Genomic DNA, 19596 nt, shown 5'->3' with positions numbered 1-19596 from the left:
GATCAGGCAGCTTTCTGCGCGCCGTTCGGCCGGAAGCCCAACAGGTGACTAATGGCGAAAACGAGATCGGCGCGGTTCATCGTGTAGAAATGGAAATCGGAGACGCCCTGCTTGGCGAGTTTCTGCACCTGGCCAGCGGCGACGGTGGTAGCCACCAGCTTGCGAGTCTCGGCATCGTGATCTAGGCCGTCGAATTTGGCGGCGAGCCAGTCGGGCACTGTGGTGCCAGCACGGGTGACGAAGGCTCTCGCCTGCTTGAAATTATGCATCGGCATGATGCCGGGCAGCACCGGGATATCGATGCCGCGGGAGCGGACCTTGTCGAGGTAGCGGAAATACAGGTCGTTATCGAAGAACACCTGGGTGATGGCGCGGGTCGCGCCGGCATCGACTTTGGCCTGCAGCGTATCGATGTCCGCATCGAAGTCGGCGCTCTCCGGATGCTTCTCCGGATAGGCGGAGACGGTGACGTCGATATCGGGATAACGGTTACGAATACTGGCGACCAGGTCGGCGGAGGTCTTGTAACCGTCGGGGTGCGGTATATATTCCGTGCCGATGCCCGTGGTCGGATCGCCGCGCAGGGCCACGATGTGGCGAACGCCGGCCTCATGATAGCGGGTCACGACATCGTCGATTTCGCTTTTCGGCGCGCCGACGCAGGTCAGATGCGCCGCCGGGGTGAGGGCGGTCTCCTTGAGCAGACGGACGATGGTGGCGTGGGTGCGCTCGCGCGTCGACCCACCAGCGCCATAGGTCACCGACACGAAGGACGGGTTCAGCGGCGCCAGGCGCTCAATGGTGTCCCACAGGGTGCGGTCCATCTCCTCGGTCTTCGGCGGGAAGAACTCGAAGGAGATATTGGGAAGCTTGGTGGGGGTGGCCGGGTTGATCTCGGTCATCGCGTCGAACTCCACCGCATGATTAGCGGTACCGGTTGTCTCTAGCGCCAAGCCCGGGGACTTTGGCCGCACTGCACAAGATAGCTTAGGTTCGGCATTCAGATAGCCCATCCTGAGCCGTTTTGGGGTGGGAATTGGCCCAACATCGGTTTTAAAACCCAGATAATCTCAAGGTTTTCTCGATGTGTGGGCAGAGGGGACTCGCCGTCGTGTTCGTCCAAATACGCGCATATTTTGCTTATTTTAGCTCCAGATGGTTGCTTAGAGGATGTTTTCTAAATGTGGGCAGGTAGTATCGGTATGAAATTATGGCTCAGTATGTCCCACGGTTTGCGCCCTCTTTTGCCGCTAGCTTGAGGGGAGGGGTGTGTCGCCCAGAACGCTCTTTGCCCTCTCCAGCGCAGGCACTAGCTTGCCGCCATGATCCCATTGTCCATTCTCGACCTCTCGGTCGTCACGTCAGGCACGCCGCCCGCGGGTGCGCTCCGTAACAGCATCGATCTGGCCAAACATGCCGATCGCCTCGGCTATGTCCGCTACTGGCTGGCCGAGCATCACAATCTGGCGTCGGTCGCGAGCCCGGCACCGGAGATCATGATCGGGCAGATTGCCGCGGTAACGCAGCAGATTCGCGTCGGCTCCGGCGGCGTGATGCTGCCGAACCATGCGCCGCTGATGGTGGCCGAGCGCTTCAAGATGCTGGAGGCGCTGTTTCCCGGCCGGATCGATCTCGGCCTTGGCCGTGCGCCGGGCACTGATGGCGCAACAGCCTATGCGTTGCGCAACCGTCTTGCCGGCCGCGAGGGCGATGATTTCCTTGAGCGACTGAGCGAACTGGTACTGTGGGAGACGCGGCAATTCCCGGAAGGTCATCCCTATAACAACGTTGTGGCGATGCCGAATGACGTGCCACTGCCGCCGCTCTGGCTGCTCGGCTCCAGCGACTACAGTTCGGATCTCGCGGCGCAGGTCGGCATGGGCTTCGCTTTTGCGCATCATTTCGCATCCCATGATGCGGCCGACGCGATGGTGCATTATCGTGCGCGCTTCAAGTCCTCCGGCTGGCGGCAGGCGCCGCATGCGATTCTCGCCGTCGCAGTGATTTGTGCGGAGACGGATGCCGAGGCCGAGCGTCTCGCCTCGTCAGCCGATCTCAATCGCCTGCGCCGCGACCGCGGCGAATATGCGCCGCTGCCGAGTATCGAAGAGGCGCTGGCCTATCCTTATAGCGACAGCGAAAAAATGAAGATCGCGCGCAATCGCTCACGGTTGTTCGTCGGCAGTCCATCGACAATCATGGAAAAGCTGCAGCCGCTGATCAGCGAATGCCAGGCCGATGAGTTGATGGTCATCACCGCGATGTATGATCATGAGGCGCGGAAGCGATCCTATGATCTGTTGGCGGATGTATTTCAATTGCAGAGAGCAGCAGCCTAGGCGCAGCGAGGTCAGCGAGCGCCGCGACAATAGGAGGGGATGATGGCACCTCTGGTGACGCCGCGTGGCCTTGGCGAAGTCGTTTTGCGTGTCAGCGATATGCCGCGCGCGATCAGTTTCTATCGAGATGTTCTAGGCCTTAGTCTGCTGCGCGCCTTCGACGATCGGATTGTATTTCTCAAAGTGGAGGATGGCTTTGAAGGCCATCACCGCATCATTGGTCTTTTCCGGGCTGATCAGCCGTCCAATCGTGATGACACGGAGTGGCTCGCTCCCGATTTGCGGGCGCCCACTCTGCATCACTTTGCGCTGGAGATTGCGTTATCGGACTATCAGCCGGCTCTCGATGCCCTGACGAAAGCGGGTCTCAAGCCGAACACCTACGAACACCGATGGATCGGCTGGCGCTCCATTTATGTCACGGATCCGGACGGCAATATCGTCGAGCTGGTTGCGGTGGATGCGTCGATCTGCAAGGCGTCGTAAGGTTTCGAGAGGAATGTCGGAATCGGGACTGCGGAAACGTCCTTGAGGCGGCGCCACCAAGAAACAGAGGATAACCCATGCTCTATGCAATCCTGGCCTATCACGTCGAAGACGTTATCGTGTCCTGGACGGCCGATCAGGACACTGCCGTGATGGCTGGTCTTCACGAGATTCACGAGAAACTGACAGCCGATGGCCAGATGGGTCCGGCTGCGCGGCTCGGCGGCACCAAGGGTGCATTCACCCTGCGCGGACCCGGTGCAGGCGTCGTCATCGACGGGCCCTTTGCGGAGACCAAGGAGCAGTTGCTCGGCTTCTATGTGGTCGATCGCGCCACCCGCGAGGACGCCATCGCGACCGCGCGCGATCTGCGCCGCGTCAATCCGACTGCGGTCTATGAGATCCGGCCGGTTCAGTTATTCCTGCCGGGATCGCCGATGGCGGCGACGCATGCGCTGACCGATCATGTCAGGCCGGCGTCGCCCTGAAATTGCTTACGACGTCGGCTCGCCGAAAGTCGCGCGGAACGGATGCGCCGGATAGACGCCGACGATCCTGAATTCGCGTGAGAAGAACTTCAATTCTTCAAGCGCGAAAGCGAGGCTGCGGTCATCCGGATGACCGTCGACATCGGCATAGAACTGCGTGGCGAAGAATTCACCGTCGACCATGTAGCTTTCCAGCTTGGTCATGTTGACGCCGTTGGTGGCAAAACCGCCAAGCGCCTTGTAGAGCGCAGCGGGCAGGTTGCGGACGCGGAATACAAAAGACGTGACGAGCGGTTCGGAGCCCTGCGGCGCCCATTTGGCGTCTTTGGAGAGGATGACGAAACGCGTGGTGTTGTGATCCTCGTCCTCGACGTCCTCCGCGAGAATTTCGAGCCCGTAGATATCTGCCGCGAGCCGCGAGGCCAGCGAGGCGCAGCTCTTGTCGCCGCGTTCGGCAATCGCGCGGGCCGAGCCCGCAGTGTCAGCCGCGACAATGGCCTTGATGCCGAGCTTGCGAATGATGCGGCGGCACTGGCCGAGCGCGTGGACATGGCTTTCCACCGTCTTGATGTCGGTGAGCTTCGCGCCGGGCAGCGCCATCATCTGGTGGTGAATGGGCAGAAACCACTCACCGACGATATGCAGGCCTGACTGCGGCAGCAAATGATGGATGTCGGCGACGCGGCCGGCGATCGAGTTCTCGATCGGGATCATGCCTAGATCGGCCTCGCCCGAGGTGATCGCGGCCAGCGCATCCTCGAAGGTGGCGCAGGGCAGCGGCTCGGCATTCGGAAATGCCTCGACGATGGCGATATGGGAATTGGCGCCGGGCTCGCCCTGGAATGCGATCTTCATGATCTGATTTTTGGGAATGGTCATGGCGGGCCTTGTATCAGTCGCTCAGGTTTTTGCCAGCAGGCGGCGGGCAGTTTCGAGATCCGCGGGGGTATCGACGCCGAGCGGGACGCTATCGACAATGGCGGCGTCGATCCGCATGCCGGCTTCGAGTGCGCGCAGCTGTTCGAGCTTTTCGCGGACCTCCAGCGTGGAGGGGGCGAGCTTGACGAAGGCCTCGAGCGCGCCACGCCGATAGGCGTAGAGCCCGATATGATGGTAGCGGGGCCCGTCGCCATAGGGCGCCGTGGCGCGGGTGAAATACAGTGCGCGCAGCCGGTCGGGACCGGCCCGCGATCCGATCAGCTTCACCACGCTCGGATTGGTATGTTCGTCATCCTTGTGGATCTCGGTCGCCAGGGTCGCGATGTCGACCGCGGGGTCGTCGAGCAGGCGCACCGCGGCGCTAATGTCGCCCGGCGGAATGGTGGGCAGGTCGCCTTGAACATTGACGATGGTCTGGACGTGTCCGGCCGGGTCGAGCTTGCACAGGGCCTCGAAAATCCGGTCGGACCCCGACGGGTGGTCCGGGGAGGTCATGACCGCCTCGAAACCGTGGGCTTTAACGGCGTCCGCGATGTTGGCCGTATCGGTGGCGATGGCCACACGGCCCAGACCGGCCTCTTTGGCGCGTCGCGCCACATGCACGATCATCGGCAGCCCGCCAATATCGAGCAGCGGCTTGCCGGGCAGGCGGGTGGCCGCCATCCGGGCGGGAATGAGCACCAGGGTGCGTCTGTCTGTCATGGCAAAATCGGCTTGGATTCCAGTGATCTTCCCCCCGAAAAAGTATGATGCACATCAAAGGGCGCGGCGTTTATACGGGTTGCCAGAGGATGGGCAAACCGTTATCTCAAAACGGCAGGCCCGAGGGCCGCAGGAACGTGATTCCTGAGTGTGTCGAGGCCGTTGGAGCGGCCTTCCAATGACCTAAAACGGCGTGGGGCTTTTCGACTATGGACTCCTTCGAACTCAACAAGATTATGGGCGCCATTCTCGGCACCTGCCTGGTCCTGATGGTGACGAATTTCACCGCCCAGGCCGTGTTTTCACCGAAGCATATGGAAAAGCCCGGTTTTGATATCGCCGTGAAGGAAGAGGCTGCCGGCGGTGCCAAGGCCGCTGCCGCGCCGTCCGAACCGATCGAGAAGCTGCTGCAGACGGCTTCGGTCGAGAAGGGCTCAACCGCAGCCAAGAAGTGCGCCGCCTGCCATACATTCGAAAAGGGTGGCCCGAACCGCGTTGGCCCGAACCTGTTCGGCGTCGTCAATGAGAAGGTGGGTGAAGGCAAGGCCGGGTTCAACTTCTCGGCGGGCATGAAGGCCAAGGGCGGCACCTGGACCTTCGAGGAGCTGAACAAGTTCATCGCCAATCCGAAGGGCACCGTGCCGGGCACGGCCATGGGCTTCGCCGGCATTCAAAAGGATAGCGAGCGCGCCGACGTGATCGCCTATCTGGCAACTCTCGCCGATAAGCCCGTGCCGCTGCCCACTGCAGCGAAATGAGGACGGTGTCGTAACGCTGTTCCTTGGTAATTTATCATCGATTAAACGGCCAGGCTCAGCCTGGCCGTTTTCGTATCTGCATTACCAAAGCTTAAGCGGGACGTTTGGCCGCAACGCGTTAGGATGCAACCAGCGTGACGGGTGGTATCCTGCGGAAAAGCCGGCATAATCGGTCGAACCCTCGCCTTATATGACCGTTCTAATAGACTGCTTCGGTTCACAGGATTCAGCACATTGACGATTTCCCGACGCCGCCTTCTCCAGACCAGCGCCTTCGCCGCACTTGCCCCTGTCATCGGTGGTGTGGGCAGCCTCTCCGTCATCGATGCAGCAAGTGCCCAGTCTGCGGCAAAAGGTGCAGAATGGCGCCATGCGCTGTCCCTGTTCGGGGAGATCAAGTATCCGGCGGACTTTAAGCGCTTCGACTACGTCAATCCGGAAGCGCCTAAGGGCGGCACCGTCCGCCAGATCGCGATCGGCACCTTCGACAATTTCAACATCGCGGTGGCCGGCGTGAAGGGCAACATCGCCGGCGCCGTCGGGCTGATCTACGAGTCCCTTACGACAGGATCACTGGACGAGGTCTCGACCGAATATGGCCTGCTCGCGGAAGCCGTCAGCCATCCCGAGGATTACTCCTGGGTGTCCTATCGGTTGCGTGCGAATGCCAGGTGGCATGATGGCAAGCCGGTGATTCCGGAGGATGTGATCTTCTCGCTGGAGTCCTTCAAGAAGTATCACCCGCAATATTCCGCATATTACCGCCATGTGGTGAAGGCCGAGAAGGTCGGCGAGCGCGAGATCAAATTCACCTTCGATGCGCCCGGCAACCGTGAACTGCCGCAGATCGTCGGCCAGCTGACCGTGCTGCCCAAGCATTGGTGGGAAGGCACCAATGCTTCCGGCGCCAAGCGCGACATCGGCAGCACCACGCTTGAGACGCCGCTCGGTAGTGCCGCTTATCGCATCAAGGAGTTCGTGCCGGGCCGTTCGGTGTCGGTGGAGCGCGTGAAAGACTATTGGGGCCGCGACCTCAACGTGAATGTCGGTCGCAATAATTTCGATGAGCTGCGCTACGAGTATTTCCGTGACGGCACCGTCGCGCTCGAAGCCTTCAAGGGCGATCAGGTCGATTGGCGCACCGAGAACAGCGCCAAGAACTGGGCGACGGCCTATGACTTTCCTGCAGTTGCCGAGAAGCGCGTTATCCTCGAAGAATTCCTCAACCGCTCGTCGGGCATCATGCAGGGCTTCGCCCTCAACATCCGCCGCGACAAGTTCAAGGATGCGCGTGTTCGCCGCGCGCTGAACTATGCGTTCGACTTCGAGGAGATGAATAAGCAGATCTTCTTCGGCCAGTACAAGCGCATCTCCAGCTATTTCGACGGCACCGAACTGGCATCATCCGGTCTGCCGGAAGGCAAGGAGCTGGAGATTTTGGAGACGGTGCGTGCCGACGTGCCGCCGGAGGTTTTCACCAAGCCCTATACGAATCCGGTCGGTGGCAGTGCTGAAAATGTGCGCGGCAATCTTCGCGAAGCGCTACAATTGTTCAAGGAAGCGGGCTACGAAGTCCGTGATCGCAAACTGGTCAATGCCAAGACCGGTGCGCCGTTTGAGCTGGAATTGCTCGGCGAGGATCCCTCTTTCGAGCGCGTGATGCTGTTCTTCAAGCCGTCGCTGGAACGTCTCGGCATCGGCGTGTCGGTCCGCACCATCGATGCCACGCAATATGAGAACCGGCTGCGGACCTGGGATTTTGACATCGTCGTGTCGTCCTGGCCGGAGTCGCTGTCGCCCGGTAACGAGCAGCGTGAATTCTGGGGTTCGCAGGCTGCCGATATGGCCGGCTCGCGCAACATCGTCGGCATCAAGAATCCTGCGATTGACAAGCTGATCGATCGCGTGATCTTCACCAAGGACCGCAACGATCTCGTCGCTGCGACCAAGGCGCTGGATCGTGTGCTGCTGTGGAACAACTTCGTGGTGCCGCAATGGACCTACAACAAGGTCCGCACCGCGCGCTGGGATCGCTTCGGTCGTCCGCCTGAGCCACCGAAATACGGGCAGTCGGGTTTCCCCGCCATCTGGTGGTACGACGCCGACAAGGCCGCCAAGATCGGCAAGCGCTCTTGAGGAGCACATCGCGCATGGCGCAGCTCAATCGTCGGCACGTGCTGGGTCTCGGGATCGGCGCTATCGCGGCGTCACGCTTCAGCCCGGCGCTGGCGCAGGCGCCGAACGAGTCACACGGGATTTCGGCCTTTGGCGATCTGAAATATCCGGCCGACTTTCCGAATTTCGACTACGTCAACGTCAAGGCGCCGAAGGGCGGCGCCTTCTCGACGGTGCCGTCGAGCCGCGCGTTCAATCAGTCGTTCCAGACCTTTAACTCGCTGAACGCCTTCATCCTGAAAAACGACGGGGCGCAGGGTATGGGGCTGACCTTCGCGACCTTGATGGCGCGCGCTGGTGATGAGCCTGATGCGATGTATGGTCTGGCGGCGAAGTCCGTGCAGATTTCTGCCGATGGACTGACATATCGTTTCACGCTGCGGCCCGAGGCGCGCTTCCATGACGGCAGCAAGCTCACCGCGCGCGATGCCGCGTGGTCGTTGGCGACACTGAAGACTAAAGGGCATCCCATCATCACGCAGCAGATGCGCGATATGGTGAAAGCCGAGGCCATCGACGACGCCACGCTCGTCGTGATGTTTGCGGAGAAGCGCGGCCGTGACGTGCCGCTATTTATTGCTGGCATGCCGATCTTCTCGCGGGCCTATTATGACAAGCGCAATTTCGATGAGGCCACGCTCGATACGCCACTGGGCAGCGGACCCTATAAGGTCGGCCGCTTCGAGGTCGGGCGTTACATCGAATTCGACCGCGTCAAGGATTGGTGGGGCGCAGATCTGCCGGTCAACCGCGGCAGCTATAATTTCGATACGGTGCGGTTCGACTTCTATCGTGATCGCGACGTCGCTTTCGAAGGCTTCACTGGCCGTAGTTACCTGTATCGCGAGGAATTCACGTCGCGCATCTGGAATACGCGCTACGATTTTCCTGCCATCAAGGACGGACGCGTCAAGCAGGAGATTTTGCCGGACGATACGCCATCCGGTGCGCAGGGCTGGTTCCTCAACATGCGGCGCGCCAAATTCCAGGATCCACGCGTGCGCGAGGCGATCGGTAACGCGTTCGATTTCGAATGGACCAACAAGACCATCATGTACGGCGCCTATGTGCGCACGGTGTCGCCGTTCCAGAATTCCGATCTGATGGCGACCGGTGCGCCATCGCCGGAAGAGCTCGCATTGCTGGAGCCGTTTCGCGACAAAGTGCCGCCTGAGGTCTTCGGTACTCCCTATGTGCCGCCAACATCGGACGGATCGGGTCAGGATCGCACGCTGCTGCGCAGGGCCATCCAACTTCTCAACGACGCTGGCTGCGTGATGAAGGACGGCAAGCGCATGACGGCACAAGGCGATCCGTTCAAGATCGAATTTTTGTATGACGAGCCCGCGCTGCAGGCGCATCACGCACCTTTCATCAAGAATCTCGGCACGCTGGGTATCGAGGCGACTCCGCGCCTCGTCGATCCCGTCCAGTCCCAGGCGCGACGCAACGATTTCGATTTTGATGCAACCATGGAGCGGTTCGGCTTCTCGACGGTACCCGGCGACTCCCTGCGTCCGTTCTTCACGGCTCAGGCGGCCGCAACCAAAGGTTCGAAGAATCTTGCCGGGATTTCGGATCCCGTGGTCGATGCGTTGGTCGAATTGGTGATCGCCGCCGATACGCGGCCGAAGCTCGTCTTCGCAGCGCGGGCGCTAGATCGTGTTATCCGGGCCGGGCGTTACTGGGTGCCGCAATGGTACTCGGCGTCGCATCGCGTGGCTTATTGGGATGTGTTCGGCCATCCCGCCAATCTGCCGAAATATATCGGCGTCGGTGCCCCCGATCTGTGGTGGGCGTCCGCAAAACCTTCAAGCGAGCAGGCCAAATAGCATGGGCGCATATATCGCACGGCGCGTGCTGCTGATGTTTCCCACACTGCTGGGAATCCTGTTCGTCTCCTTCGTTGTGGTGCAATTCGCGCCCGGCGGTCCTGTCGAGCGCGTGATCGCGCAGCTCAGCGGCGCCGACACAGGCGCATCGCGCGTCTCCGGCTCGTCCGGCGGCGACTTCGGCAACCGTGCGCAGCCCGGCGCGGCAGGCGATGCGGTGAATTCGAAATATCGCGGCGCGCAGGGGCTCGATCCGGATTTCGTCAAGAGCCTGGAAAAGCAGTTCGGCTTCGACAAGCCTGCGCCGGAACGTTTCGCGCTGATGTTGTGGAACTTCGCGCGCTTCGATTTCGGTAAGAGCTATTTCCGCGACACCACCGTGCTGCAGTTGATCAAGGAGAAGCTGCCGGTGTCCATGTCACTCGGTATCTGGATGATGCTGATCACCTACCTGATCTCGATCCCGCTCGGCATCCGCAAAGCTGTGCAGGATGGCTCGCGCTTCGACACCTGGACTTCGGCCGTGATCATCGTCGGATTCGCCATCCCGGGCTTCCTGTTCGCGATCCTGCTGATCATCCTGTTCTCGGGCGGATCGTTCTGGAGCATCTTCCCGTTGCGCGGACTGACATCCGATGGCTGGAGCCACTTCCCGTGGTATTGGAAGATCATCGACTATTTCTGGCACATGACGCTGCCGCTGATCTCGATGGTGCTCGGCGCCTTCGCCACCATGACGCTGCTGACCAAGAACTCGTTCCTCGATGAAATCCGCAAGCAATATGTGATGACGGCGCGGGCCAAAGGCTGCAACGAGCGGCAGGTGCTCTACAATCACATCTTCCGCAACGCCATGCTGATCGTCATCGCCGGCTTCCCCGGCGCGTTCATTCACGCTTTCTTCTCGGGTTCGCTCCTGATCGAGACGATCTTTTCGCTCGATGGGCTGGGTCTCCTCGGTTTCGAGAGCGTATTGAATCGCGATTATCCCGTGGTATTCGGCACGCTGTTCATCTTCTCGCTGGTTGGTCTTGTCGTGAATCTCCTGTCCGATCTGGCCTATATGTGGATCGATCCGCGGATCGACTTTGAGGCGCGAGAAGTCTGATGACGATCACAGCGCCCGTGCCCGTCGAAACCACCACGCTGTCGCCGCTTGGCGAAGCAGTGCCGCCATCGCGTCACCCGCTTGGCATCTCGCCGCTCAACCAGCGTCGCTGGCAGAACTTCAAATCCAATCGCCGTGGCTACTGGTCGTTCTGGCTTTTCATGTTCCTGTTCTTCATCTCGCTGTTCGCCGAGGTGATCGCCAATGACCGGCCGTTCTTCATCAAGTTCGACGGCAAGATGTATTTCCCGGCTTTCGTCACCTATTCGGAGACGACGTTCGGCGGTGATTTCGAGACGGCCGCCGATTATCGCGACCCGTTCCTGCAGAAACTGATCGCCGAGAAGAACGGCACGATCCTTTGGCCGCTGATTCGCTATTCCTACGATACGCACAATCTCGATTTGCCGACGCCGGCGCCGTCGAAGCCGACATGGATGCTGACCGAAGAACAGTGCAAGCCGGTGGTCGAGAAGAAGGGCCTCAAGAGCTGCCGCGACCTTGAATATAACTGGCTCGGCACCGACGATCAGGGCCGCGATGTTGTTGCGCGGCTGATCTACGGCTTCCGCATCTCGGTGCTGTTCGGTCTCGCGCTAACGATCATTTCGTCAATCATAGGCATCGCCGCAGGCGGTGTGCAGGGCTATTTCGGTGGCTGGGTCGATCTTGCCTTTCAGCGCTTCATCGAGATCTGGAGTGCGATCCCGTCACTCTATCTGCTGCTGATTCTGTCCTCGGTGCTAGTGCCCGGCTTCTTCGTGCTGCTTGGGATCCTGCTGCTGTTCTCATGGGTGTCGCTGGTCGGTCTCGTGCGCGCAGAATTCCTGCGCGGCCGTAACTTCGAATACATCATGGCGGCACGGGCGCTCGGCGTGTCCAACGCCAAGATCATGATCCGGCATCTGCTGCCTAATGCCATGGTGGCCACCATGACCTTCCTGCCATTCATCGTCTCGTCCTCGGTGATGACGCTGACTGCGCTGGATTTCCTCGGCTTCGGCCTGCCGCCGGGCTCGCCGTCGCTCGGCGAGCTGCTGTCGCAGGGCAAGGCCAATGTGCAGGCGCCCTGGCTCGGCTTCACCGGCTTCTTCGCGGTGGCGATCATGCTGTCGCTGTTGATCTTCATCGGCGAGGGCGTCCGCGATGCCTTCGATCCGCGCAAGACATTCAGGTAGGGCCGCAGCATGGATGCCATCAACCAGCCGCTGCTCGATGTCCGCGATCTCTCGGTCGCCTTCCACCATGGCGGCAATACGTCGGTCGCGGTCGATCGCGTATCGTTCGAGATCAAGCGCGGCGAATGCGTTGCGCTTGTCGGCGAGTCCGGCTCGGGCAAATCCGTCAGCGCAATGTCGATCCTGCGGCTGCTGCCCTATCCGACGGCATCACATCCGTCCGGCCATATCCGCTTCAAGGGCCATGAACTCCTGAGCATGTCGGAGCGCGAGATCCGCGGCATCCGCGGCAACGATATCTCCATCATCTTCCAGGAGCCGATGACCTCGCTGAACCCGCTGCACACGATCGGTGCGCAGATCGGCGAGATCCTCCAACTGCATAACGGCATGCGCGGCACTAAGGCGCGCGAACGCACGCTGGAGCTGCTCACGCAAGTCGGCATTCCAGATCCGGAGACGCGTCTCGCCAGCTATCCGCATCAGCTCTCGGGCGGTCAGCGCCAGCGCGTCATGATCGCGATGGCGCTCGCTAATGAACCTGATCTCCTGATTGCCGATGAGCCGACCACCGCGTTGGACGTCACGGTGCAGGCGCAGATCCTCGCTCTGCTCGCCGATATCCGGCAGCGGCTCGGGATGAGTCTGTTGTTCATCACGCACGATCTCGGGATTGTTCGCCGTATCGCCGATACCGTCTGCGTCATGAACAATGGCAAGATCGTCGAGCAGGGTCCGGTGGAGCAGGTGTTCACGTCGCCGCAGCACCCCTATACGCGCGACCTGCTTGCGGCCGAGCCGAAGCCGGATCCGGCGCCGCCGCGGCCCGAAGCGCCGGTGGTGATGTCGGCGGACGATCTCAAGGTCTGGTTTCCGATCAAGCGGGGATTACTCCGCAAGACGGTGGGCCACGTAAAGGCAGTGGACGGTGTCAGCCTGAAGGTGCGGCAAGGCGAGACGCTCGGCGTCGTCGGCGAGTCGGGCTCGGGCAAGACGACGCTGGGGCTCGCGTTGCTGCGGCTGATTTCCTCGCAAGGACCGATCGTGTTCCTCAGCAAGGACATTCAGGGTCTGCAGTTCAAGGACATGCGGCCGATCCGGCGTGACATGCAGATCGTGTTTCAGGATCCGTTCGGGGCGCTGTCGCCGCGTATGTCGGTTGGCGATATCGTCGCCGAAGGGTTGAGCGTGCATCAACCCTCTCTGTCCGCGGAAGACCGTGAAGCACGTGTCGTCAAGGCGCTGCAGGATGTCGGTCTCGATCCGAAGACGCGTTTTCGTTACCCGCATGAGTTTTCCGGCGGCCAGCGCCAGCGTATCAGCATCGCGCGCGCTGCCGTGCTGGAGCCGAGCTTCGTCGTTCTGGACGAGCCGACCAGTGCGCTCGACATGCTGTTCCAGGCGCAGATGGTGGACCTCCTGCGCGAGCTGCAGCGCAAGCGCGATCTCACTTACTTGTTCATCTCGCATGACCTGCGCGTGGTCGCGTCACTGGCCAGCCATCTCATCGTGATGCGCCATGGCAAGGTGGTCGAGGAAGGTCCGGCGGCTGAGCTGTTCAAGAATCCGAAGACCGATTACACTCGCGCGCTGTTTGCCGCAGCGTTCAGGATCGAAACGGCGCCGGGCGGGGATGCTGCGCAGTAGGATACGATGACGAAAGACAACGATCACCGTCCAACCATTACGGACCGTGCTGCCGATGTCGCTGTCTCGGCTCCGACTGTGGTCGGACGCGGCTTCATGACCTACGAGCGCTACGACATCGCCATCATTCGCGCGGACGATGAGACGTTGCGGCAGCAGCGCGACGTGCTGCGCGCGAGCAAGGTGGCAGCAGTAATTCCGATCGATCTGGAACGCAGCAAGGTCGTGCTGATTCACCAGTTCCGTTTACCGGCGCATCTGGCGACGGGGCGCGGTGAGATGGTCGAGATCGTCGCCGGGCGGATCGATGGGGATGAGACGCCGATGTCCGCCGCCGCGCGGGAATGCGCCGAAGAAATTGGTGTGACGCCGCAGCGTTTGTTTGAACTCTATAGCGTGCTGCCGACGCCGGGTTTCACCGATGAGTACGTCACATTTTTTCTCGGTTTCGTCGACAGCAGCAAGGTGCCTGTTCGGGGCGGCCTCGTCGGAGAGACGGAGGATACCCGGCCTTTCGTGGTCTCCATCGACGAGGCGATCGCGGCGCTGGATAGCGGCGCAGTTTACAACGGCTTGATGGTCAGCGCCCTGCAATGGCTGGCGCTGCATCGGGGACGATTGCAGAACTATTACGAGCGCGCGCTGCCTAGTCCAGACGCTTGACGCTCGTTACCTCGCTTCCGGCTGCCTTGATCCGCGCAATGGCACTCTTCGTGTCCTCGATGGCCGTTGCCATGTGATGCGCATTGGCATGCACGATGGTGTCGGCATCGCGGGCGATGGCAACGTGGCCCTTCCAGAAGATTAGGTCGCCGCGCTTCAGATGCTGCATCTCGGCGTCTGACAGAGCGCGGCCGAGGCCGCTCTCCTGCATGTCGCTGTCACGCGGGCACCCAGTTCCTGCGGCGGTCAGTGCGATTTGCACCAGTCCGGAGCAATCGATACCGAGGCTGCTCTTGCCGCCCCACAGATAGGGCGTGCCGACGAAGCGCTCGGCCACGGCAACAAAGTCGGTCTCGAACGCATCGATCTCCGCGACGTGCTGCTTTGGCACGCACTGTCCGGCATTCGTCATGGCAAATGCATCGGTCATCTTGACGATGGCCAGGCGCGCGCCGAGCGGCAGCGTGTCCGTCGGCGGCAGCTTGATGGAGGGACCTGGAAACAGAAAGGTCCGAAGTGCGGTCACCTTGTGCGTCGGTGTCGGCCCGGGTGGATAGAGTGCGAGATCCGAAAGCCAGCCGACATAGCCGTCGCCATTGAGTTGGCCCCAAGCCCAGCCTTCTTCGTTACGGTCGTAGATGGTGAAGCGCTCGCCCTTCAAGGCCTGCGTATTCATTTCGGCGCCGGAGAATGGTTGGAGCCGCATGGAGGTGACGCCATCGGCAACCTCGAATTCTTCGCCGTCGACGAAACGCGCGGCCTCGACCTGGCCTTCAAGATATCGCGCAGCCACGTCCGGGCGCGCAGGAGTGAGCCGGGGATCTCGTTTATCCATAGCGCTGGCTCAATAGCTGATAGATCGCACGTGCCGCCTGGCATTCGCCGCCTTCGGGGCGCGCCGGTTTTGCCGACGGCGTCCAGCCATAGATGTCCACGTGAAGCCAGCTCCTGGCGGTTTCGACAAAGCGCTGCAGAAACAGCGCGCATGTGATCGAGCCGGCAAAGCCGCCGGAGGGCGCATTGTTGATATTGGCCACCTTGGAGTCGAGCCAGGCATCGTAGGGAGCCCAGAGCGGCAGCCGCCACAGCGGGTCATTCTGTTCTTTGGCGCAGCGCGCGACGTCGAGCGCCAGCGTCTCGTCATTGGTGTAGTAGGGCGGTAGATCGGGGCCGAGCGCCACGCGTGCGGCGCCGGTCAGCGTGCCCAGATCGACCAGTAGGTCCGGCTTCTCCTCATCGGCATAGGCCAGTGCATCGGCCAGCACCAGGCGGCCTTCGGCGTCGGTGTTGCCGATTTCGACCGTCGGACCCTTGCGCGACTTGAATATATCGAGCGGACGAAAGGCATTGCCGGCGACGGCGTTTTCCACGGCGGGGATCAGCACGCGCAGCCGTACTTTCAGCTTAGCGTCCATCACCATCAGCGCCAGCGCCAGGACATTGGCGGCGCCGCCCATATCCTTCTTCATGATCAGCATGCCGCTCGATGGCTTGAGGTCGAGGCCGCCGGTGTCGAAGCAGACGCCTTTGCCGACCAGCGTCACCTTCGGATGCGACGGGTCACCCCAGGAGAAATCGATCAGTCGTGGCGCGCGCGTCGAGGCCATGCCCACGGCGTGGATCAACGGGAAATTCTGCTGCATGAGGTCACCGCCCACGATGCATTTGAAGTCCGCACCAAAACGCGTGGCGAGTTCCTTGGCGGCCGCGGCGAGCTCTTCCGGCCCCATATCGTTCGACGGCGTATTGATGAGATCGCGCGCCAGTGCTGCAGCCTCGGCCATGCGGCTGATATCGGCGACATCGATGCCATCCGGCGGCACCAGCTTCACCTTGGGCTCATCATTCTTGCGATAGCGGCCGAAACGATAGCTGCCGAGGGCGAAAGCGAGTACGGCGAGGCGAGTGTCGTGGGGGACGTTGGCGAAACGGTAGGTGCCCGGCGGTAGCAGGCCGGGCAATTGCCCCGGGCGGAACAGGTCGCGGAAGGTTGCGCCGTCGTCTTCCAGTCCGAAGATCACCTGGGCAATGGCGCCGTCCTCTGCTGGCAGCGCCAGCCACGCGCCGGGCTTCGCCGCAAAACCGTTGGCCGCGGCGAAAGCTCTCGCCCGCGCGGGGAGTGCCGCGCTGATTTCAGGCCAGGTTGTCTTGGTCGCGAAGGTGATCGGTATGGCGGATGCGGCGGCAGCGGTCTCGAAGGCGGAATGCATATGCAGAATCTCGCGAAAGGGAGCGGCAATGACACCCGAAGCGCAAAGGGCGTCAAGCGACGGTATGGGAGGATATGGCGCAGTCTGCGCCGATTAACCAGCCATTAGGGTTAACACTCTATTGCTGGAGGCATCCGGCCCGCCCGTTCGCTCCATTGTTGAGTCAACCTGTCATGCGTCAGCCCCCTTGTCTTGCCCGGCTTTTGACGACCGTGGCAGTGACCGCGATCCTGGCCGCAGGCCTTGCCGGCTGTAAGACCGCGGGCATGTCCGATATCACAGGTTCCCTTGGCGCTCGCGCAGAAGCACCAGCCGATGCCGATCCCGCCCGTGCCGCCGAAGTCTATGGCGAACGCTACCGGGCGAATCCGAAGGACGCCGACATAGCCTTGCGCTACGGCCAGGCGCTGCGCGCCAATGGCCAGCGCGCCCAGGCCGTATCCGTGTTCGAACAAGCGACCCTGACGAATCCCGGCAACAGGCCGCTGCTGGCAGGCTACGGCCGCGCGCTGGCCGACGCCGGCAGCTTCCAGCGCGCCTTCGATGTGCTGACCACCGCGCATAGCCCGGCCAATCCGGACTGGCGTATCCTGTCGGCACAAGGCGCCGTCCTTGACCAGATGGGGAGGCATGACGAAGCCCGCCGTTACTACGACAGCGCTCTGAAGATCAGGCCGGAGGAGCCGTCCGTGCTTTCCAATCTCGGTCTGTCCTACATGCTCTCGAAGGATCTGCCGCAGGCCGAGGCGACGCTGCGCCGCGCGCAGGGCCGCGGCCATGTCGATCCGCGCGTCCGCCAGAATCTCGGTCTCGTGGTTGGCCTGCAGGGCCGGTTCGGTGAAGCGGAATCCATCGTGAGGGCTGATCTGCCGCCAGACGAAGCAGCGGCGAATGTCGCCTATCTCAAGCAGATGCTGAGCAGTAAGGGCACGCCGCGTTTGGGCGCCCGGGACGATGACGCACCGCGTCGGTCGTAAGGTTATTCTCCGAAATTAATAGCCGTCATTGCGAGCGAAGCGAAGCAATCCAGTGTTCGCTTGCGGCCGTCTGGGTTGCCGCGTCGCTTCGCTCCTCGCAATGACGGCTGAGAGGGCGGCGTCAAGCCTCCTCACTGCATCGCTGCGACCTTGATGCCCGTCGGGCCGAGAATGACGACGAACAGAACCGGCAGGAAGAACAGGATCATCGGCACGGTCAGTTTGGGCGGCAACGCGGCGGCCTTCTTCTCAGCCTCGTTCATGCGCATGTCGCGGTTTTCCTGCGCCATCACGCGAAGGCTCTGACCGAGCGGGGTGCCGTAGCGTTCAGATTGCATCAATGCCAGGCAGACCGATTTGACACCTTCAAGTCCGGTGCGCTTTGCGAGGTTCTCATATGCAACCTTGCGATCCTGCAGGTAAGACAGTTCGGCGGTGGTCAGCGTGAATTCCTCGGCCAGCGCCACCGACTGTGAGCCGATCTCGATGGACACGCGGCGAAATGCGACTTCGATGGACATGCCGGATTCGATACAGATCAGCAGCAGATCGAGAGCGTCCGGAAATGCGCGGCGGATCGATAGCTGGCGCTTGGAGATCGCATTCTTGAGAAAGATCATCGGCGCCTGCAGGCCAAGATAGGCGGCACCGAGGCACATGCCGATCTTGATGGGCATCGATTGCTCCATCCGCGAGATCACGAACACGTAGAGGATCGCGAAGACGAGGAACACGATCGGTGTCACGGCGCGGAAGAACAGGAAGGTGATATAGGGCGCCTGGCCGCGATAGCCGGCCATGACCAGCTTGTCGAGCGCGGCTTCCTGCGCCAGCCACTTGCCGAGGTTGAAGTCGGTCACGACCTTGGAGACGAGTTGCTTCGGCGTCTGGCGCAGCGACACTCTCTCGCCTTTCGCCATGCGGTCCCGCTCGCGTTGCCGCAACCGCTCCCGCTCGCTGGCGACCGCCTTCATGCGCTTGGCGAGGCCATCGCCGGCGAACAACGGCGTAAGCAGGCTGTAAGCCGTCGCCGCAACAGCTATCGCGGCCAGCATCATCGTCATGAAGCGAACGTCGTGGAGCTTTGCTATCAGGATATCGATCATGTCAGCACCATCAGAAGTCGAAGTTGATCATGCGCTTCATGACGAAGATACCGCAGGACATCCAGACCACGCAGGCCGCCAGCATCAGCCGGCCCGTCGGATGGGTCCACAGCAACGAAATATATTCAGGCGTGCTGAGATAGACGAGCAACATCACGATCGGCGGCAGCGAGCCGATGATGCCGGCGGACGCCTTGGCTTCCATCGACATCGCCTGGATTTTTTCGGCCATCTTCTTGCGGTCGCGCAGCACCTTGGAGAGATTGCCGAGAGCTTCCGAGAGGTTGCCACCCGACTTCTGCTGAATCGCGACGACGATGCCGAAGAAGTTAGCCTCCGGAAGCGGCATGCGCTCATAGAGCCGCGCACAGGCCTCGCCGAGCGGCATACCGATCGTCTGAGTTTCGATGATGGCAAGAAATTCGCTGCGCAGGGGTTCCGACGCGTCGGCGGCGACAACCTTGATCGAATCGAACAGTGGCAGGCCGGCCTTGATACCGCGAACGATGACGTCGACGGCATCTGGAAGTGCTTTGAGGAAGGCCGCCTCGCGCCGCTTCTTGAGAAAGCCGAGAATCCAGCGCGGAAGACCGAAGCCGGCGGCGAAACCGAGACCGGCGGCCGCGAGCAGACCGCCGCCAAACAGCATTGTCATCAGGAAGCTTCCACCCCCCAGAATGCCGGAGATCACCATGAATTTCTGGTCGCTCCAGTCGAGGCCGGCCTGCGCGATCCGGATTCCGAGCGGGATCTTCTTTTCCTTCTGAAGGCGTGCTTCGACTTCCTTGAGCGATCCTTCGACCTGCTCGCGCCGGGAGCGCTGGTTTCTGTCGACCTGGCGCGCCACGGGCTCCGTCCGCGCGACCGATGCACGGCGGGTTTCGGCCTTCTTCTCGCCGGACAAAAGCGGATAGAGAAAAACCCAGGCCAGACCGCCGACAGCGATGCTGGCCATGAATGCCAATGCGAGCGCCTGCATGTTCATCAT

General features: G+C 61.5%; 18 protein-coding genes. 11 read left to right on the top strand and 7 right to left on the bottom strand.

Annotation, left to right across the window (positions count from 1 at the left end; all coding sequences use genetic code 11):
• Window positions 1-2: 2 nt before the first annotated feature.
• On the bottom strand, window positions 3-902 hold the full coding sequence (gene metF / locus AB8A38_RS12620; RefSeq protein WP_439086202.1) for a methylenetetrahydrofolate reductase [NAD(P)H]: 900 nt from the start codon (window positions 900-902) through the stop codon (window positions 3-5).
• A 420-nt stretch (window positions 903-1322) separates the two neighbouring features.
• Between metF and AB8A38_RS12615 the strand changes: the two genes are divergently transcribed.
• The 3 genes from AB8A38_RS12615 to AB8A38_RS12605 all read left to right on the top strand — a co-directional run bounded on the left by AB8A38_RS12615 (window position 1323) and on the right by AB8A38_RS12605 (window position 3313).
• Window positions 1323-2339 (top strand): LLM class flavin-dependent oxidoreductase, encoded by a 1017-nt coding sequence (locus tag AB8A38_RS12615; RefSeq protein ID WP_439086201.1) that lies wholly within the window; start codon window positions 1323-1325, stop codon window positions 2337-2339.
• A gap of 42 nt (window positions 2340-2381) precedes the next feature.
• The gene (locus AB8A38_RS12610) at window positions 2382-2825 is read left to right on the top strand and encodes a VOC family protein (RefSeq protein ID WP_439086200.1); all 444 of its coding nucleotides are present in this window, start codon (window positions 2382-2384) and stop codon (window positions 2823-2825) included.
• 77 nt (window positions 2826-2902) lie between these two features.
• A complete protein-coding gene (locus AB8A38_RS12605; RefSeq protein WP_439086199.1) occupies window positions 2903-3313 on the top strand; it encodes a YciI family protein in 411 nt (136 codons plus the stop codon).
• A gap of 6 nt (window positions 3314-3319) precedes the next feature.
• Here the strand turns inward: AB8A38_RS12605 and AB8A38_RS12600 are convergent, their stop codons facing one another.
• A complete protein-coding gene (locus AB8A38_RS12600; protein WP_315844351.1) occupies window positions 3320-4168 on the bottom strand; it encodes a prephenate dehydratase in 849 nt (282 codons plus the stop codon).
• A 45-nt stretch (window positions 4169-4213) separates the two neighbouring features.
• Window positions 4214-4954 carry a 3-deoxy-manno-octulosonate cytidylyltransferase gene (locus AB8A38_RS12595; protein ID WP_439086198.1) on the bottom strand — a complete coding sequence of 247 codons (741 nt, stop codon included), beginning with the start codon at window positions 4952-4954 and terminating at the stop codon, window positions 4214-4216.
• Between the two features lie 209 nt (window positions 4955-5163).
• On the opposite strand from AB8A38_RS12595, the gene AB8A38_RS12590 reads away from it, so the two are divergent.
• The 7 genes from AB8A38_RS12590 (at window position 5164) to AB8A38_RS12560 (ending at window position 14315) form a co-directional block, all read left to right on the top strand.
• A complete protein-coding gene (locus tag AB8A38_RS12590) occupies window positions 5164-5712 on the top strand; it encodes a c-type cytochrome (RefSeq protein WP_068736206.1) in 549 nt (182 codons plus the stop codon).
• Window positions 5713-5946: 234 nt separating this feature from the next.
• Window positions 5947-7848, top strand: coding sequence for an extracellular solute-binding protein (locus tag AB8A38_RS12585; RefSeq protein WP_439086197.1), 1902 nt, complete (start codon window positions 5947-5949; stop codon window positions 7846-7848).
• 14 nt (window positions 7849-7862) lie between these two features.
• Window positions 7863-9719, top strand: a complete 1857-nt coding sequence (locus AB8A38_RS12580) for an extracellular solute-binding protein (protein WP_439086196.1) — start codon at window positions 7863-7865, stop codon at window positions 9717-9719.
• A 1-nt stretch (window position 9720) separates the two neighbouring features.
• Window positions 9721-10827 (top strand): microcin C ABC transporter permease YejB, encoded by a 1107-nt coding sequence (locus AB8A38_RS12575; protein WP_439086195.1) that lies wholly within the window; start codon window positions 9721-9723, stop codon window positions 10825-10827.
• Entirely contained in the window at window positions 10827-12005 is a 1179-nt protein-coding gene (locus tag AB8A38_RS12570) for an ABC transporter permease (RefSeq protein WP_439086194.1), read from the top strand. Before AB8A38_RS12575 ends, AB8A38_RS12570 begins: the two co-directional genes overlap by 1 nt.
• Before the next feature lie 9 nt (window positions 12006-12014).
• Window positions 12015-13652, top strand: a complete 1638-nt coding sequence (locus tag AB8A38_RS12565) for an ABC transporter ATP-binding protein (RefSeq protein WP_439086193.1) — start codon at window positions 12015-12017, stop codon at window positions 13650-13652.
• A gap of 96 nt (window positions 13653-13748) precedes the next feature.
• Window positions 13749-14315, top strand: coding sequence for an NUDIX domain-containing protein (locus AB8A38_RS12560; protein ID WP_439086192.1), 567 nt, complete (start codon window positions 13749-13751; stop codon window positions 14313-14315).
• Here the strand turns inward: AB8A38_RS12560 and AB8A38_RS12555 are convergent.
• Complete coding sequence (locus tag AB8A38_RS12555; protein ID WP_439086191.1) at window positions 14299-15150, bottom strand: C40 family peptidase; 852 nt, start codon at window positions 15148-15150, stop codon at window positions 14299-14301. The two genes, AB8A38_RS12560 and AB8A38_RS12555, sit on opposite strands and share 17 nt — an antisense overlap.
• The gene (locus AB8A38_RS12550) at window positions 15143-16525 is read right to left on the bottom strand and encodes a leucyl aminopeptidase family protein (protein ID WP_439086190.1); all 1383 of its coding nucleotides are present in this window, start codon (window positions 16523-16525) and stop codon (window positions 15143-15145) included. The genes AB8A38_RS12555 and AB8A38_RS12550 overlap by 8 nt, the downstream gene beginning before the upstream one ends.
• Before the next feature lie 173 nt (window positions 16526-16698).
• Here AB8A38_RS12550 and AB8A38_RS12545 point away from each other — a divergent pair, with 173 nt between their 5' ends.
• A complete protein-coding gene (locus AB8A38_RS12545; protein WP_439086189.1) occupies window positions 16699-17502 on the top strand; it encodes a tetratricopeptide repeat protein in 804 nt (267 codons plus the stop codon).
• Between the two features lie 131 nt (window positions 17503-17633).
• Here the strand turns inward: AB8A38_RS12545 and AB8A38_RS12540 are convergent, their stop codons facing one another.
• A complete protein-coding gene (locus tag AB8A38_RS12540; RefSeq protein WP_315840967.1) occupies window positions 17634-18608 on the bottom strand; it encodes a type II secretion system F family protein in 975 nt (324 codons plus the stop codon).
• Between the two features lie 10 nt (window positions 18609-18618).
• A complete protein-coding gene (locus tag AB8A38_RS12535) occupies window positions 18619-19593 on the bottom strand; it encodes a type II secretion system F family protein (protein WP_439086188.1) in 975 nt (324 codons plus the stop codon).
• Window positions 19594-19596: the final 3 nt, after the last annotated feature.

Source organism: Tardiphaga sp. 839_C3_N1_4 (assembly GCF_051811045.1).
GTDB lineage: Bacteria > Pseudomonadota > Alphaproteobacteria > Rhizobiales > Xanthobacteraceae > Tardiphaga.
The sequence above is the reverse complement of the archived record's forward strand: the minus strand, read 5'-3'. Positions and strand labels throughout refer to the sequence as shown.

Bases quoted from the DNA above. Each gene is read 5' to 3' on its own strand.
- metF (WP_439086202.1), bottom strand. From the start codon at position 902: ATGACCGAGATCAACCCGGCCACCCCCACCAAGCTTCCCAATATCTCC.
- AB8A38_RS12535 (WP_439086188.1), bottom strand. From the start codon at position 19,593: ATGAACATGCAGGCGCTCGCATTGGCATTCATGGCCAGCATCGCTGTC.
- AB8A38_RS12545 (WP_439086189.1), top strand. From the start codon at position 16,699: ATGCGTCAGCCCCCTTGTCTTGCCCGGCTTTTGACGACCGTGGCAGTG.
- AB8A38_RS12580 (WP_439086196.1), top strand. From the start codon at position 7,863: ATGGCGCAGCTCAATCGTCGGCACGTGCTGGGTCTCGGGATCGGCGCT.
- AB8A38_RS12570 (WP_439086194.1), top strand. From the start codon at position 10,827: ATGACGATCACAGCGCCCGTGCCCGTCGAAACCACCACGCTGTCGCCG.
- AB8A38_RS12540 (WP_315840967.1), bottom strand. From the start codon at position 18,608: ATGATCGATATCCTGATAGCAAAGCTCCACGACGTTCGCTTCATGACG.
- AB8A38_RS12560 (WP_439086192.1), top strand. From the start codon at position 13,749: ATGACCTACGAGCGCTACGACATCGCCATCATTCGCGCGGACGATGAG.
- AB8A38_RS12590 (WP_068736206.1), top strand. From the start codon at position 5,164: ATGGACTCCTTCGAACTCAACAAGATTATGGGCGCCATTCTCGGCACC.
- AB8A38_RS12565 (WP_439086193.1), top strand. From the start codon at position 12,015: ATGGATGCCATCAACCAGCCGCTGCTCGATGTCCGCGATCTCTCGGTC.
- AB8A38_RS12575 (WP_439086195.1), top strand. From the start codon at position 9,721: ATGGGCGCATATATCGCACGGCGCGTGCTGCTGATGTTTCCCACACTG.
- AB8A38_RS12550 (WP_439086190.1), bottom strand. From the start codon at position 16,525: ATGCATTCCGCCTTCGAGACCGCTGCCGCCGCATCCGCCATACCGATC.
- AB8A38_RS12610 (WP_439086200.1), top strand. From the start codon at position 2,382: ATGGCACCTCTGGTGACGCCGCGTGGCCTTGGCGAAGTCGTTTTGCGT.
- AB8A38_RS12595 (WP_439086198.1), bottom strand. From the start codon at position 4,954: ATGACAGACAGACGCACCCTGGTGCTCATTCCCGCCCGGATGGCGGCC.
- AB8A38_RS12605 (WP_439086199.1), top strand. From the start codon at position 2,903: ATGCTCTATGCAATCCTGGCCTATCACGTCGAAGACGTTATCGTGTCC.
- AB8A38_RS12555 (WP_439086191.1), bottom strand. From the start codon at position 15,150: ATGGATAAACGAGATCCCCGGCTCACTCCTGCGCGCCCGGACGTGGCT.
- AB8A38_RS12600 (WP_315844351.1), bottom strand. From the start codon at position 4,168: ATGAAGATCGCATTCCAGGGCGAGCCCGGCGCCAATTCCCATATCGCC.
- AB8A38_RS12615 (WP_439086201.1), top strand. From the start codon at position 1,323: ATGATCCCATTGTCCATTCTCGACCTCTCGGTCGTCACGTCAGGCACG.